A 14,264-nucleotide genomic window follows, 5' to 3' on the forward strand; every position below is an offset into this window, starting at 1 on the left:
TGTCCGCTACAGAGATTGAACTCGCACAAAAAGAGGGGGAAGGCGCATGACAGACACAAGCCGCTTGGTGCCCCGCCGGCAGGCCGGGCTCATCTTTGCCAAACGTTTCTTGAAATACTTCCTGGTCCTGGCTATCCTGATCGCGATGGTGATGCCGCTCTATTACAAATCCTATGCACTGGCCAAGCAGCTGACGATCGACCAGAGTGCCGAGAAGCTGCAGGGAGGCATGCTGGCACTCGAACAACAGGTGATGCGGGCGCAGGAGATTGCCAGGCTGCTCCGGCAGGAAGACGAATTCAAGCGGCTGTTTTTCCTTCAGGGACCGCCAACGAGTGACTATTACGTGGACTTCCATGAACTGCAGATCAAGCTGAAGAGCTTGTCACTGACGCAGGATATGTTCTCCAATGTCTATCTGATGTTCCGGGACAATCCGGTCTTCATTTCGAATTATATCTCTTCCGATGATTATAACGGCGTGTATGGGACTTTCTACAATTATAAAGACTTATCTGTGGAGGCCTGGCACGGGCTGCTGTTCGAGGACAACGCCAGTATCCGCTTCCTGCCCGCCAGGGAGACGTATTCCTCCTACTATAGCCGCAGCGACTTTCAAAGTGTAACCGCTTTATTAAATATGTCCTACTATAATGCATTCGACCAGAAGAGCGTGCTCGTTATTGACTTCGATCAGCGGGAGCTGCTCTCCCGACTGCTGTCAGAAGATCAGATAGGCAACCATATCGCCTACGTTGCCGACAATGACGACAATCTGCTGCTCTCCCACAATTATGAAGAGAACGGGACACCTGTAAAGGCAACTGGGCTGCAGGAGCTGGCAACCGCCTCCGGACATTACATCGCGCTGACGCAGACCAGTGATCTGCTGGGGATGCATGCCGTGGTGGGCATCCCTGTACGCGTCTTCGAGCAGCATGTCAATGCCTTGCTTGAGCTGGTGCTCTTCTATATTATCGCGGGAAGCGGGGTGATCCTGCTGCTCCTTGTGCTCTTCTCGATGAAAGAGACGCTGGGATTGACCCGCCTGCTGGAAGCGGCATCGCGTTCGGCCAATACGATGTTCAAGCCCAGCAATGAGTATGCCTTCATCGACAATGCCTTTACCAAGATGTCGACGATTCACGAAGAGCAGCGCAGCCGGATCGACGAGCTGAACCGCTCGATTCAGCACTCCGTGCTCAAGCAGCTGCTGATGCTCGGGATTTATACGGAACGGGAGAAACAGGAGGTAGAAAGTTATTTCGGCAGCCGGTTTGATGCATTTGCCGTAATCAAAATCCGTTACTCGCCGGGCGAAGAACAGCCCGAGGACCGGACCGCGCAGCATAGCCTCGGTTTGCGTCTGAAGCAGGCGATACACGAGGTCTACGGCGAGGATGCTGCGACGCTGGATTGGCATGCCAAAGAAATGGTGGCGGTGCTGTTCCTGACGGACACGGATCCTGCGCATCTATCGGAGATCAAGCAGCAGAGTGCGGAAGTGATCCGCCAGGCAAGCGCCGGACTGGAGCAGGCGGTCCGCATCCAGATCGGGGTCAGCCGGATGAAGACGGAGATGCAGCAGGCCAAGTCGGCGTATCAGGAAGCGCTGCACGCGCTCAGCAGCCAGGATGATGGCGTGTCGAGCGGCGTCTATGTGCCGGTATCGGCAGCCGAGCGCGAGGAGCATGCAGACTTTGACATTGCCATCCTGCTGAAGCTTTATGATGCCTTGATCGCCGGTGAACGGACGGTCGTGTCTCAACTGCTCGATGATGCCCAAGCCAAGCTGTCCACTTATCCGCCGGGTGGGGCAGAGCAGCTGCAGATCTTCTATTCGCTCCGGCAGACCGTCAGCAACGCGAGACACGTTTTGCTCTCAGGCAAGCCAAGCGGTGAAGGGGTACCGGATATTATGATCCCGGTGTACGAGGAGCGGGGCGATCTGCATCAGCTCGCGTCACAGCTGCGTCTGGCTGCGCTTGGCTTGTGCGAGGCGGTGGCCGACACCAAGAAGAGCAACAATGAGAAGCTCAAACGGGATATCCTTCATTATATCGAGGCGCATTATGATGATCCGGCACTGTCTGCGGCCAGCATCGCCACGGTGCTGATGATCTCGGAGAAGTATGTCTTCTCCTTCGTCAAAGAGCAGACGGGCAAGAGTCTGGGCAAATATATCGAAGCGATCCGAATTGGACATGCTGAGCGGCTGCTACTGGAAACCGACGAACCCAATAGCCGGATTCTGAAGCGTTGCGGCTTCGGCAGCGAGAACACCTTTTACCGGGCCTTTGCCAAAAAGCATGTCGTCTCGCCTACCGTCTGGCGCGAGAACCGCAAGCAGCGCACGCCATGACAGGGCGGGATAGAAGTGAAGGGGCGGGATCTTACTCTGTGAGAGGGCCGGGCAAGACTGACAGTAGGAAACGGCGGGCGGAGGTCTCTACAATGGGGAATGTAAGCGAGTACAAAAAGGGAGGCAATACACCAATGAACATGAAAGTACGCAAGTCGGGCACACGGGCCATCCGTTCGCTGCTGATCCTCAGTCTGTCCACCGGGCTGCTGGCTGCCTGCTCCACCAACAGTAACAATGCGCCGGAGCCGGCGGACGGTCAAGGCCAGACGGCCGAACGCCCGACGATCAGGGTAGCCGTGCAGGCCAATCCCAACGTCGAGAGCTATGATACCAACCATTTTACACAGCTTATTGAAGAAGCGATGGATGTCAATCTGGAGTTCCTCGAGCTGCCCAGCCAGGGCGATGAGGCATTGACCAAGCTGGCACTCATGGTCTCCTCCGGCGAGACCCTGCCCGATGTCATCAATATTTATCTTAATGAAGCGACAATCTACGACTATGCGGCCAAGGGCATCTTTGTCCCGCTGGATGGGTATCTGAATGATCCTCAGATTGCGGCCAACTATCACCAAATCCCGGAGCGGGAGTACGTCTACAACATGTCCAAACTGCCGGATGGCAATGTATACTCTCTGCCGCGCTACAACCCGTTCCAATGGAATGAGGGGGCGAACCGGGCCTGGATCAACTCGGCTTGGCTGGAGCAGTTGAATCTGGAGATTCCGACCACAACCGATGAGCTCTACGACGTGTTGAAGGCGTTTACTACTCAGGATCCCAACGGCAACGGCAGACAGGATGAGGTCGGCATCGTCGGCTCGACCGGTGGCTGGGCGCAGAATCCTCGCGTCTTCCTGATGAATTCGTTCATCTACGCCGACCCCGACACTGGGTATCTCAAGGTTGACAACGGCAAAGTGATGCCATCCTTTACGCAGCCCGAGTGGCGAGCCGGCCTGGAGTATATGAACAAGCTGGTCTCGGAGGGCCTGTTCTCGCCGCTGTCCTTCACACAGGACGAGACGCAGATGAAGGCACTGGTCAACGTCTCAGGCGGCATGGCAGGCGTTGTTCCGGCCGGCAGCTACAGCGTATTCGGGGCAGAGCTGGAGAACAACATGACGCTGCTGCCACCTGTGGCGGGCCCGGATGGCCTCTCCGCCACGCCGTATAAGCCGACCTTGCCGACGCAGCTATGGTTCATCACCAAGGATGCCAAGGATCCGGAGCTGGCGTTCCGGGTTGGCGACTTCCTGCTTGATCCCGAGATGTCCATCTCCAGCCGCTTTGGCGAGAAGGGTGTGGACTGGACCGATGATGCCGAGGTGACGGCTCAATATCTGGGGCTATTCGAAGAGTCGGAGGGGCTGGCGACATCTATCGCAGATCTCAACCCGTCCATCTGGAACAATCCGCAGAACAAGCATTGGAACGATGCCAATCCGGCTTACCGCTCGCTGGAGGTCAACAAGTCCGCGTCGGGGCTCAAGAAGGATGAAATCGGCCCGAACTCGCCGCCGAACTGGCAGCCCGCCTATGTGGAGGGCTATGTGCCCGCTTTCCCGGAGGAAGTCATCGCCAAGCTCAGTTACACGCCGGAAGAATTGCGGCAGATTGCCAATCAGAAGACGGTCATCGACAACTATGTCAATGAAAGCGCCGTCGCATTCATCACCGGCAACCGACCGCTCTCACAATGGGACGCCTACCTGGCGGAGCTGGAGAAGATGGGGCTGGAGGATTATCTGAAGGTCGCTCAGGCCGCATTTGACCGGAACCAATAATCTGCCCACTCACGCGGCTTCCGTGTGCTCCCCGAGCATTCCGAAGCCGCGATTCCAACTTAGAACGGAGCGCTGGCTATGCGAACCTCAAACGCGATGCGAGATATCTTCTCGCGCTGGCAGCTGTACTTGTTCCTGCTGCCGGCGACGATTTATATTATCCTATTTGCTTATGTACCGATGGCAGGCGTCCAGATCGCTTTCAAAGCCTATGATTTCACGCTCGGCATCTGGGGCAGCCCGTGGATTGGACTGGAGAACTTCGAACGCTTCTTCCATTCCTACCAGTTCAACACGATTATCTGGAATACGATTTCGCTGTCGTTCTACAGCCTGTTAATCGGGTTCCCGTTGCCGATCCTGTTCGCGCTGCTGCTTAATTCGTTCCCCGGGCTTCGGTTCAAGAAGTGGGTACAATCGGTATCCTATATGCCGCACTTCATCTCGACCGTCGTTATCGTCGGCATGCTGATCCAGCTGTTCAACCCGCGTACGGGGGCCTTTGGCGCGATCTTTATGTTCCTGACGGACCGGCTGCTGCCGGATGCCTTTGCCAACCCGGATGCCTTCCAGCATCTCTATGTCTGGTCGGGTATCTGGCAAGGCATCGGCTGGAGCAGTATCATCTATATCGCCGCGCTGTCGTCGGTTGACGAGCACCTGCATGAGGCGGCCCAGATCGACGGGGCTTCGCGGCTGCAGCGGGTGCGCCACATCGATTTTCCTTCTATTCTCCCGACAGCGACGATCATGCTTATCCTGGCGGTCGGCAATCTGATGGAGGTGGGCTTCGAGAAGGTATTCCTGATGCAGAATGATCTCAACATTTCGCAAAGCGAGGTCATCTCGACGTATGTGTATAAGGTTGGCCTGACGATTGGCACCGGAGACTTCTCGTTCGCCACGGCCATCGGCTTGTTTAACGCGATCATTAACTTCACGCTGCTGGTTGCAGTGAATTTTGCCGCCAGACGACTGAGCAACACGAGTCTCTGGTAGAAACGGAGGAGAAGCGCTATGAGTGAGACCACCCAGAAGAAATTTGCGTCCCATCCCACCTCCGACAAAATCTACTATATCATCTCCGGCTTCGTGCTGGCCTTTGTCCTGGTGGCCGTTGCCTATCCGTTGATCTACGTCCTGTCCGCCTCTTTCTCCTCAGGGTCGGCAGTCTCGTCTGGCCAGGTGCTGCTGTGGCCGGTGGATTTTAGTCTCGAGGGCTACCAGGCGGTGTTCCGGAACAGCGACATCTTGCTCGCCTATGGCAACACGCTGCTGTATACCGTGCTGGGGACGGCGATTAATGTGTCGGTCGTCATGACCTGTGCGTACGCGCTGTCGCGGAAGGGATTGCGGGGACGCAACCTGTTCATGTTTCTGTTTGTGTTTACGATGTTTTTCAGCGGCGGGCTGATCCCTTTCTATATCCTGATGAAGGACCTGAGCCTGCTCAACACGATGTGGGCGATGGTGCTGCCTGGCGCCCTTTCGGTGTATAACATGATTATTGCCCGTACATTCATCCAATCGACGATTCCGGACGAGCTGCTGGAGGCGGCGAATATGGACGGGTGCAGCGACGCCCGGTTCTTCTTCTCCTTCGTCCTGCCGCTCTCCAAAGCGGTGATCGCGGTCATTGCCCTGTTCTCGGCAGTGGGACACTGGAATGCGTATTTCAACGCTTTGATGTTTCTCAATGACCGATCGCTGTATCCTATTCAGATCATCCTCCGGGAGATTCTGATCATGAATCAGGTAGACGTCACCATGCTCATCGATCCCGAGCTGCAGATGGCCAACGCTCAGGCGGCTGCTGTCCTGAAGTATGCACTGATCGTCGTCGCCACGGTTCCGATCCTGTGCGTCTACCCGTTCATCCAGAAGTACTTTGTCAAAGGCGTCATGATTGGATCGCTGAAGGGATGAGGACGGTGAAGGGGAATTAATGAGGACAACTGGAAGACAGCCTCGCCGTGTGCTGGTGGGTACCGATTGGTGGACGGACTGTGACGATGTAGTGGCCATGCGGGTTCTGTTATGGGCAGAGCGTCAGCAGATGATCGAGGTGCTGGGCATCGGCATCAATGCCTGTATGGAGACGTCAGTAGCCTCGCTTGACGCCTTCCTGACAGCGGAGGGCCGGCCCGGGATGCCGCTCGGGCTTGACCGGGCAGCGACCGACTTCGGCGGCACGCCGCCCTATCAGCAGGCGATGCTGGCGCATCCGCACGAGCGGACCAATAGCGATGTCGAGGATGCTGTACGGTTGTACCGCCGGATGCTGGCGTCTGCACAGATGAAGCTCGAGATCATCGAGATTGGCTACCCTCAGGTACTGGCGGAGCTGCTGGATAGCCCGGCTGATGAACTGTCGCCGCTGACCGGCCGGGAACTGGTGGCGGAGCGGGTAACCAAGCTGTGGATGATGGCAGGCAACTGGCAGTCTGACGAGGGCGGCAGCGAGAACAACTTTGCCCGTAATCGCCGGTCCCGCCGGGCTGGCAGCCTCGTCTGCCGGGACTGGCCGACGCCAGTTACCTTCCTCGGCTGGGAGACCGCTTCGGACATCCTCACCGGCGGCTCGATCACGGATCCGGACGACATGGTCGCCCGGGCGCTGCGTGATCACGGCTCCGCTGGCGGGCGCAGCTCCTGGGACCCGATGCTCGTCCTGCTGGCCTGCATCGGCGATGAAGCAGCTGCAGGGTACCAGACGGTGACCGGCGCGGCTGCTGTCGATGCGGAGAGCGGCATCAACACCTTCCGCTCCCGTGCGGACGGACGGCATGCTTACGTTGTCAAGGTCCGTCCGGATGAGGTGTACAGGGAAGAGATTGACCGGATTGTTACAGGTCATCGTGAGGGATAGTGGAAAATTTGTGTATTCGGGCGGGAGGCAAATGCTATAATGTGAAATATCCCTATACCGGATAAAATGGTACGTACTGGAGAGATGTCGGAATGAAAGCAAGCATGATCGTTGCCCTATTCACGGTCACCTTATACCTCGTGTTTGGTTATGCGGCTTACGCGGACAAGCTGTATGAGGATTATGAAGATGTAAACGAAGCTGACTTGAGGGGCAGTATGATTCTCTCACCCGAAAGCGCCATAAGTTTCATTCGCGGGCAGCAGGTATCCGCCGTCCAGCCAATCGTCAGAGACGGCAGAACGTTGGTGCCGCTTCGCTTCGTCTCGGAAGGCTTTGGTGCAAAGGTGGATTTCAATGCGCAACAAAAAACCATCGCCATCATGCATAGTGGCAACACCATTTCGCTGACACTGGGCAGCAAAACGATGGTGATCAATGGCCAGTCCAGAGGCATGGATGTGGTGCCAACCGTATACAGCAATGTTACCTATCTTCCATTAAGGGATATCGGCGAGGCATTGGGCAAGAAAGTCGTCTATCTCCCAAAGAAAGATTTTCAAACGTATAGTTTGATTATTCTTAGAGATCCTGACGCCACATCGATTGAAAACCTTAATCTGACCCGTGTATTGGATTTGCTTTATCAAGGAAAATCAGTCGTCTATAGCGACCGTTACCTGGTTGTCATTAAAGAAAACGATCAATTACTGATGAGGCAGCTTTCATCTAGTTCCTATGCTGATTTCACTACTTTTGCTTACAAAGAATATATTGAAGTTCCGAATGAAACGAAACTCGGCGACCTGTGGTTTCAAACGGAGACGAGCCCATTTTATCTGAATTACGCTTGGGACACCACGCAGGAATATACGTTATATCAAGTAGATGGCGAAGCGATCTCCAGGGTAGGGATTGAAAAAGCACCGATCAAGGACGTCAAAACCTACCAAGATGAGGTCTATTATTTGACGAGATATGAACGCGGCATACTTGATGCCCATGAAACAAGCAATTTAAAAAAGGCAACGTTGACGGGTGGGAAATGGACTTCGGTTTATCTGGGAATGCCGGGGTTTTATTATGGCTATGACATTATGGGCAAACCCTTTGACTGGTCCATTGAAGCGAACGGATTAACGACCCTCGGCTGGCACCGCTATGGAGATCTGGGCAAGGAAGAGCGACTAGAGACGTTGGGGTACTATCGCATCGATCTGAACGGGCATGACCATGAGTTTGCAGGGAAGTAATGGGTTAGTTAGAGGCAGGATATCGCAACAGGGGGCTCTTTATGTTTAAGAAACTTATTTCCTTTTTCGCTTCGAAACCGGCATCATCACCACCATCAAAGACCGTCCAAACCAAACAACCTGCAAAACCCAAAGTCGCGCCTACCCGGATCGGGGAGCTGGGCGAGCATAAGATCTCGATCCAGCTTGATCAACTGCCGAAAGATTGCAGGCACTTGAACGATCTGCTGCTGCCGAATCCCAAGTCCCGGACAGGATATGCCCAGATCGATCATCTCATCGTATCTCCCTACGCGATCTTCGTGATCGAAACCAAAAACTACAAGGGCGAAATAAAAGGGGGGCGGGAGGATCGAAACTGGAGTGTCAGCAATCGCTATAAGATGTACAATCCGCTGCTGCAAAACGCGGGCCACATCAAGGCGGTAGAACAGTTGCTTACAGACTACTCGAATGTGAAGTACATCTCCCTGATCTCTTTCACGATGCGCTGCCGGTTCAGTATCGACCCGGAGCTGCGCAAGATCGCTTCGGACGAGCTCATCGTGTATGATGTCGAGCTGTCCGAGTTCATCCAGCGGAAGATAACGAGACTGAAAGCCGAACAGCCTGCTCCACGCTTGACCGAAGAACAAGTGAACGCCATTCATGCCCGGCTGGCTTCGGTTAATGTAACGGATCCCGCTGTAAGGGCGCTCCATGTGGAGAAAATAAACCGGGTGAAGACGGATGCGAAATAGCCAAAACCTGAAGCGCAGACTCGTGTACTTGCTCGTCCTCGTCGTGGTTATGCTGCTTGGCCTAGGTTCGAGGCTCTATGCTGAACATTTGCCGCCATTTGTTGTCAGTCATTTCGGAGATGCCTTATGGGCGGCCATGATTTACTTTGGTTTCCGTTTCTTGAGTCTCCGGCCGGGCCTGCTGCTCGCTGCCTTCTTAAGCCTATTGTTCTGCTTCGCCATCGAGTTCAGTCAGCTCTTCTATTTGAAAAGGATGAAAAAGAAATCACTGCTCAGTGCAATCTTAATTATTTGTCTTACTTTTTCTGTTTCACATGCTGCCCTGGCAAGCGCTGTTAAGCCGGACGCAAGCGGAGTTTATCGACCAACCATTATCATTAATGGTGAAAAACAGGATTTGTTAGGGGCTGTTCCGCCGAGCGGCTCAACCTTGGTTCCTTTCCGCGCCTTTTTTAAGGCTCTGAATATTGAACCTTCCTTTGATAACAACACCAAAACGCTGACTGCCAGGAGCGGTGCCACGACCATTACCTTGACGGCAGGCAAAAGAACAGCAACATTAAATGGTGAACAGGTCCAACTTCTTCAAAGTCCAGCAATATCTGAAGATCATCTTTATGTCAATCTACGTTTTATTGCAGAAGCGTTTGGAGGCATCGTTCAATTTGATAAGGAGACATTAACCATATCGATTGAATTTCCTGAATGAACCTAGCGACAGCTCGGGGACTTGAACTTCCAGTCCGAGCTGTCGCTTTTTTAACTGACTTTCGGTTGCAACACTACACCGCCCCCGGCAGCTGAATAGCAATCTCGGCGCCGCCGTCCTTGCGATTAACGGCTGAGATCAGACCCCCGCATCGCTCCACGATTGCCCGGGCAATCGCCAGCCCAAGCCCGGTGTCGCCGTCCTTTCCTTTCATGAAGCGGTGGAACAGGAAGGGGATCAGCTCTTCGGCAATTCCCGGCCCGTCGTCCAGAACAATCAGGTGTATGTTATCCTTTTTCAATTGGATGTCGATCGTAATGGTCTGTCTGGCGTACCTTGCTCCATTAGAAACAACATTCAGCAGCGCTTGCAGCAGCTTATCCCGGTCGGCGTACACCGCCAGCTTGGTATGATCCTGGTCCGGGTATTCGACTTGGAGCTCCAGTTCCTTGGTCGTCAGCAGCGGATGCATCCGTTCGATCGTCTCGGTGATGAGATCCTTGATCGTCACTTCCGTGGGCTGGAAGCTGTTCTCCTCGCTATCGAGCTTGGCCAGCAGCGTCATCTCCGTGACGATCTTATTCATCCTGCTGCTCTCGCTGACGATAATGTCCAGTCCCTTCGCTGCACGCTCGCCCTCCAGCACGCCGTCCCGGATTCCTTCCGCATAACCGGAGATGGACATGAGGGGGGTCTTGAGCTCGTGGGAAGCATTTTGAAAAAACTGCTTCTGCACCTTGTTATAACGGTTCAACTCCTCGGCGAGCTCGTAGACGGATTGGGCAATGGTGCCTATCTCCTCCGGCCTCCACCCTCCGCACATGGGCAAACTTCCGCTGCTTCACCTTCTTCAGTTCATCCTGCAGCCGCATGAGCGGGCGGATCAAACGGCGTGTAATGATCAGGCTCAGGACGAAGACCAGCGCCCCCGCGAGACAGAGGACGATCATGAACCGTTGCAGCAAGGCCTTCTCGATCGTCTTGATTTCGTTCATGGGCGTGAGCAGCGTCAGCGTGCCCTGCGGAACCTGACTCACTTCCACAAGAAAACGATCATCGCTGCCATCCCATACGCTCTGCAGATTGACGGTCTTCGAGACCTCCAGCCCGGGCACGCCCGATTCGACCATGCCTCCTTGCAGCATCTGCTCGCCCAGGATGATGTTCCCATTGTGATCGGAGATGATGGCCTCGATCGGCATTGGGGAAGTTGTGGCCAAGGGAAGCGCATGGCCCGTAGAACCATATTTGAGAAGCTCATTTGTGCCCATGGTCGTAGAGAGAAATTGACCTACCGCCTGCATCTCTTTTTTTTGCGTCCCGACAAAATGATCGAGCAGCACATAATGAATGATAATGCCTGTAGCGGACAGGACAACCAGCAGCAATAGGGCAAAGGACAGATGAAATTGATGGATCAGCTTCATGCTTCTACCTCCTCCGTTTTGCGTAACCGGTAGCCGTGTCCCCATACCGCTTCGAGAGGCAGCCCGTCCAATTTTTTGCGCACCCGTTTGATCAGATGATCCACCGCCCGGTCCGATCCGTAATAATCCTCGCCCCATACGGCAGTCAATAGCTCGTCTCGGGTAAACGCGCGATTCGGATGCTCCGCAAGCAGCTGCAGCAGGGCAAATTCTTTGAATGTCATGTCCGCTTCTTCGCCAGACCAGAAGACTCGCCGTTCTTCCAGGGAGAGCTGAAGCTGGCCGACCTGAAGCTGATCAGCGCCCGAGGGCGACAATGCCGATGCGTCATCTTGCTGCCTGATGGTGTACCAGCGGTGGAGCTGGCGCTTGATGCGGGCGACCAGTTCCCTGGGACTGAACGGCTTGACGAGATAATCGTCGCTGCCCAGCTCCAGGCCGAGGATCCGGTCCACCTCGCTGTCTCGGGCAGAGATCATGATGATCGGCACTTCTGCTTCACTGCGGATTCTCCGGCAGAATTCATAGCCGTCCATCCCGGGCAGCATGAGATCGAGCACCCACATGTCCGGTGGCTGTGTCCTCCATAGCTCCAGCGCTTCTTCCGCAGACTCCAGACCAATCGTCTCGTAATTTTCTTTTTGCAAATACGCTTCTACCAGATTCCGTATATGTAAATCGTCATCGACAATCGCGACAAAAAAACGGCTCACGCTTTCCGCCTCCTCGTTATGCTCCCCTTATTATAACAAGCTGCTGAGCGGCTTGGCAGTTTGCCATCATTTTTCCACATTTCTGCAAATGGTTTGCCATCGCCGGCATATACACTGGGATTGCAACACCAAATCCAAGCCTTAAGGAGTGTATGACCATGTTTAAAACTTTAGCCATCTCTTCACTTGCAGCTGTAACTATCGCCGGAGCTTCGTTGTCCCCGGATGCAGGAACGGTGTCGTGGAAGCCAGCAGAGGCTTTGAGCTCCGGGATTGCCGCCAGTGCACCCGTTGTTCAACTGGCAGATCCGCTGGAGCTTGCCGCAACCTATGCCCAGGAGACGCTCGCCGATTGGAAGGCGACGTTGGCCCAATACGATGAAGCGTTGAAGAGCAGCCTCAAGGGTGTGGATCTGGTGCAGGGAGAGCTGGTGGAAGGCGAGCTCCTTATTACGACAGGAGACAGTGAAAGTGTGAGAGCGATTCCTGCAGGCGAGCTCGACCTGAAGGAAGGCGTAAGTCTGCAGATGACGGAGGGAGGAACGCTCTCGATCACCAGAATCAACCTGGACGACATTGAACCGATCCAATGGGCAGAGCTTGATGAGTCGGAGGGCGGGGTGACTTCGGCGTTCATGCCGGCTTTTGCTGCGACATCTGCTTCCTCGACAGCGCTAGCCTTGTTCGAAACGAGGGTCCATCTGGATGAGATTGCACAGTCAGGCGATGCCTCGGCGATCAAGTCTGCGCTTGCTGACTTGCTTGATCTGTACAAGCAGGAGATTGTTCATCTGACTGCCGAATAACCCCTGTCGAAGGACGGCTAATCTGATAAAAGCTTTGTTGCCAGGTCCTGCACGCGACAGGACCCGGGGCGCAAAGCTTTTTTGTTTGACAAGCGGGGGAGAAAAGTTTATCATAAAAACTGATCAAACGATCAAAATAAAAAATGAATGATCAACTGTGAAGGCGGATGAAATGATGATGAACAGCAAGCAATATTTTATCGCGGATGCGCGCAGAGAACAGATCATTCACGCTGCGATCGAGGTTCTCAGAGAGATCGGCTATTTCAACACAAGCCTTTCCAAAATAGCAAAGAAAGCAAAAACAAGCACGGGATTGATCTCGTATCATTTCTCCGGCAAGGAAGATCTGATGAATCATACGCTGCTCTATCTGGTCGAACAAGAGCAAGCCTTTATCAAGGAAAGATTAGCGCATAAACATACCAATCTGGACAAATTAAAGGCTTTTATAGAAGCGGGTATAGCCTACCGGGGAATCAAACGAGGCAATACGACCGCATTATTAGAAATAGTGTTTAATGTTCGCACACCAGACAACGTTCCTTACTTCCGTGAAGAAGTGAAACCGGAGGACGAACTGCAGGTCTTGTTAGAAGAGATTCTTAACCAGGGACAAGAAGCGGAAGAGTTCCATGACTTTGATATTCAAGTCGTAGGGATGATCATCAGGGGAGCGATCTCGTTATCGATGTCCTTACCTCTAAAAGAAGACGATCCCAACCTTGAAGACTACAGCGGCAAGGTGATTCAAAACGTTTTGAAAATGATTAAATAACGAAATCCTTGCTGTGGGGCTATAGATTGCCCCTTCCGAAGCACTTTTTTTTGGTTATTTTTTTGATTGATTGATCAGGATTTAAAATGTTCGCCCAATAAACTGTGATGAAAGAGGTGTATCTCTGATGCTTCAGTTCCTTCGTCAACGGAAACGTCTAAGAAAACTAAAAAAAGTGAAAGCGGGCGACGGTCATCTTCTCAAACCATACCGCATCTGGCACGTGTTTACCCACTCCTTATTTCATATCAAGATAACCAATGCCAAGGAAGGGAAAAGCACGAATTATGCCCTGAAATCCGGCTACTTTGTAGAAGAGCCTCGCGTTGATCTGTACCGTGAGAAGATTCATATAGCTTATGCCAAGCTGCCAGCAGCTTTGCCGGTCGAAGAGGGCGTCATTGAGATCAACAAAGGTTCGAGCGGTATCAACGGTATTCGGTTCATTACGGATAAGGAGGCTGTTTTTTCCGTCCACCCGGACAAACGTTCAATTAGAGGATTCCGAATGTGGGTGCACAAGCGATTCCCTAGGATTAGCGGTTTCATCGGGTTAACGGCAATTATCATCCTGCTTGCTTCACTTGCTGTAGGCTTGCCTCAATTCGTGGAGACCCTCACCAAGATTCCCTGGATATCCGAACAAGTAGGCACCTTTGAATCGCCCATTCAGCTCTCCGTGTGGACGAATATTGCAATAGGTGTGGTAGTGGCTATAGCCGGGACCGAACGGGCGCTCATGCTGCGAAAGCATTGGCTTATCGATATGGAAACCGGCCACTGGGATGCCGAGTCATAGAATTAGAAACCGTAGGCA

The 14,264-nt window shown here is 53.6% G+C and carries 14 protein-coding genes; 11 read left to right on the top strand and 3 right to left on the bottom strand.

Features of this window, described 5'->3' with window-relative positions; all coding sequences use genetic code 11:
* Positions 1-46 precede the first annotated feature (46 nt).
* The 8 genes from ABC336_RS21635 to ABC336_RS21670 all read left to right on the top strand — a co-directional run bounded on the left by ABC336_RS21635 (position 47) and on the right by ABC336_RS21670 (position 9,723).
* Positions 47-2,362: a helix-turn-helix domain-containing protein gene (locus tag ABC336_RS21635; protein WP_413240602.1), complete on the top strand. Its 2,316-nt coding sequence runs from the start codon at positions 47-49 to the stop codon at positions 2,360-2,362.
* Between the two features lie 134 nt (positions 2,363-2,496).
* Positions 2,497-4,152, top strand: coding sequence for a type 2 periplasmic-binding domain-containing protein (locus ABC336_RS21640; protein WP_413240603.1), 1,656 nt, complete (start codon positions 2,497-2,499; stop codon positions 4,150-4,152).
* Between the two features lie 78 nt (positions 4,153-4,230).
* On the top strand, positions 4,231-5,151 hold the full coding sequence (locus ABC336_RS21645) for an ABC transporter permease (RefSeq protein ID WP_413240604.1): 921 nt from the start codon (positions 4,231-4,233) through the stop codon (positions 5,149-5,151).
* 18 nt (positions 5,152-5,169) lie between these two features.
* Complete coding sequence (locus ABC336_RS21650; RefSeq protein WP_413240605.1) at positions 5,170-6,078, top strand: carbohydrate ABC transporter permease; 909 nt, start codon at positions 5,170-5,172, stop codon at positions 6,076-6,078.
* Positions 6,079-6,097: 19 nt separating this feature from the next.
* Positions 6,098-7,021 carry a nucleoside hydrolase gene (locus tag ABC336_RS21655; protein ID WP_413240606.1) on the top strand — a complete coding sequence of 308 codons (924 nt, stop codon included), beginning with the start codon at positions 6,098-6,100 and terminating at the stop codon, positions 7,019-7,021.
* 92 nt (positions 7,022-7,113) lie between these two features.
* Positions 7,114-8,274: a copper amine oxidase N-terminal domain-containing protein gene (locus ABC336_RS21660; RefSeq protein ID WP_413240607.1), complete on the top strand. Its 1,161-nt coding sequence runs from the start codon at positions 7,114-7,116 to the stop codon at positions 8,272-8,274.
* A 41-nt stretch (positions 8,275-8,315) separates the two neighbouring features.
* Complete coding sequence (locus ABC336_RS21665) at positions 8,316-9,014, top strand: nuclease-related domain-containing protein (RefSeq protein WP_413240608.1); 699 nt, start codon at positions 8,316-8,318, stop codon at positions 9,012-9,014.
* A complete protein-coding gene (locus ABC336_RS21670; protein WP_413240609.1) occupies positions 9,004-9,723 on the top strand; it encodes a DUF2809 domain-containing protein in 720 nt (239 codons plus the stop codon). The genes ABC336_RS21665 and ABC336_RS21670 overlap by 11 nt, the downstream gene beginning before the upstream one ends.
* A gap of 73 nt (positions 9,724-9,796) precedes the next feature.
* Here the strand turns inward: ABC336_RS21670 and ABC336_RS21675 are convergent, their stop codons facing one another.
* Genes ABC336_RS21675 through ABC336_RS21685 form a run of 3 tightly spaced genes read right to left on the bottom strand, consistent with a single transcriptional unit; the run spans position 9,797 to position 11,863 of the window.
* Entirely contained in the window at positions 9,797-10,477 is a 681-nt protein-coding gene (locus ABC336_RS21675) for a sensor histidine kinase (RefSeq protein ID WP_413240610.1), read from the bottom strand.
* Positions 10,464-11,150: a hypothetical protein gene (locus ABC336_RS21680; protein ID WP_413240611.1), complete on the bottom strand. Its 687-nt coding sequence runs from the start codon at positions 11,148-11,150 to the stop codon at positions 10,464-10,466. Before ABC336_RS21680 ends, ABC336_RS21675 begins: the two co-directional genes overlap by 14 nt.
* Positions 11,147-11,863, bottom strand: coding sequence for a response regulator transcription factor (locus ABC336_RS21685; RefSeq protein ID WP_413240612.1), 717 nt, complete (start codon positions 11,861-11,863; stop codon positions 11,147-11,149). Before ABC336_RS21685 ends, ABC336_RS21680 begins: the two co-directional genes overlap by 4 nt.
* Positions 11,864-12,021: 158 nt before the next feature.
* On the opposite strand from ABC336_RS21685, the gene ABC336_RS21690 reads away from it, so the two are divergent.
* The 3 genes from ABC336_RS21690 (at position 12,022) to ABC336_RS21700 (ending at position 14,246) form a co-directional block, all read left to right on the top strand.
* Positions 12,022-12,669: a hypothetical protein gene (locus ABC336_RS21690; protein WP_413240613.1), complete on the top strand. Its 648-nt coding sequence runs from the start codon at positions 12,022-12,024 to the stop codon at positions 12,667-12,669.
* A gap of 172 nt (positions 12,670-12,841) precedes the next feature.
* On the top strand, positions 12,842-13,447 hold the full coding sequence (locus ABC336_RS21695; RefSeq protein WP_413240614.1) for a TetR/AcrR family transcriptional regulator: 606 nt from the start codon (positions 12,842-12,844) through the stop codon (positions 13,445-13,447).
* A gap of 127 nt (positions 13,448-13,574) precedes the next feature.
* Positions 13,575-14,246: a hypothetical protein gene (locus ABC336_RS21700; RefSeq protein ID WP_413240615.1), complete on the top strand. Its 672-nt coding sequence runs from the start codon at positions 13,575-13,577 to the stop codon at positions 14,244-14,246.
* The last annotated feature ends 18 nt before the right edge of the window (positions 14,247-14,264 follow it).

The organism is Paenibacillus jepli (assembly GCF_047238105.1).
In the GTDB taxonomy this organism is placed as follows: Bacteria; Bacillota; Bacilli; order Paenibacillales; family Paenibacillaceae; genus Paenibacillus_D.

What these genes read in the sequence shown, in the direction of transcription:
- ABC336_RS21650 (WP_413240605.1), top strand. Translation starts at nt 5,170, where the DNA reads ATGAGTGAGACCACCCAGAAGAAATTTGCGTCCCATCCCACCTCCGAC.
- ABC336_RS21655 (WP_413240606.1), top strand. Translation starts at nt 6,098, where the DNA reads ATGAGGACAACTGGAAGACAGCCTCGCCGTGTGCTGGTGGGTACCGAT.
- ABC336_RS21700 (WP_413240615.1), top strand. Translation starts at nt 13,575, where the DNA reads ATGCTTCAGTTCCTTCGTCAACGGAAACGTCTAAGAAAACTAAAAAAA.
- ABC336_RS21665 (WP_413240608.1), top strand. Translation starts at nt 8,316, where the DNA reads ATGTTTAAGAAACTTATTTCCTTTTTCGCTTCGAAACCGGCATCATCA.
- ABC336_RS21670 (WP_413240609.1), top strand. Translation starts at nt 9,004, where the DNA reads ATGCGAAATAGCCAAAACCTGAAGCGCAGACTCGTGTACTTGCTCGTC.
- ABC336_RS21635 (WP_413240602.1), top strand. Translation starts at nt 47, where the DNA reads ATGACAGACACAAGCCGCTTGGTGCCCCGCCGGCAGGCCGGGCTCATC.
- ABC336_RS21690 (WP_413240613.1), top strand. Translation starts at nt 12,022, where the DNA reads ATGTTTAAAACTTTAGCCATCTCTTCACTTGCAGCTGTAACTATCGCC.
- ABC336_RS21660 (WP_413240607.1), top strand. Translation starts at nt 7,114, where the DNA reads ATGAAAGCAAGCATGATCGTTGCCCTATTCACGGTCACCTTATACCTC.
- ABC336_RS21640 (WP_413240603.1), top strand. Translation starts at nt 2,497, where the DNA reads ATGAACATGAAAGTACGCAAGTCGGGCACACGGGCCATCCGTTCGCTG.
- ABC336_RS21645 (WP_413240604.1), top strand. Translation starts at nt 4,231, where the DNA reads ATGCGAACCTCAAACGCGATGCGAGATATCTTCTCGCGCTGGCAGCTG.
- ABC336_RS21680 (WP_413240611.1), bottom strand. Translation starts at nt 11,150, where the DNA reads ATGAAGCTGATCCATCAATTTCATCTGTCCTTTGCCCTATTGCTGCTG.
- ABC336_RS21695 (WP_413240614.1), top strand. Translation starts at nt 12,842, where the DNA reads ATGATGATGAACAGCAAGCAATATTTTATCGCGGATGCGCGCAGAGAA.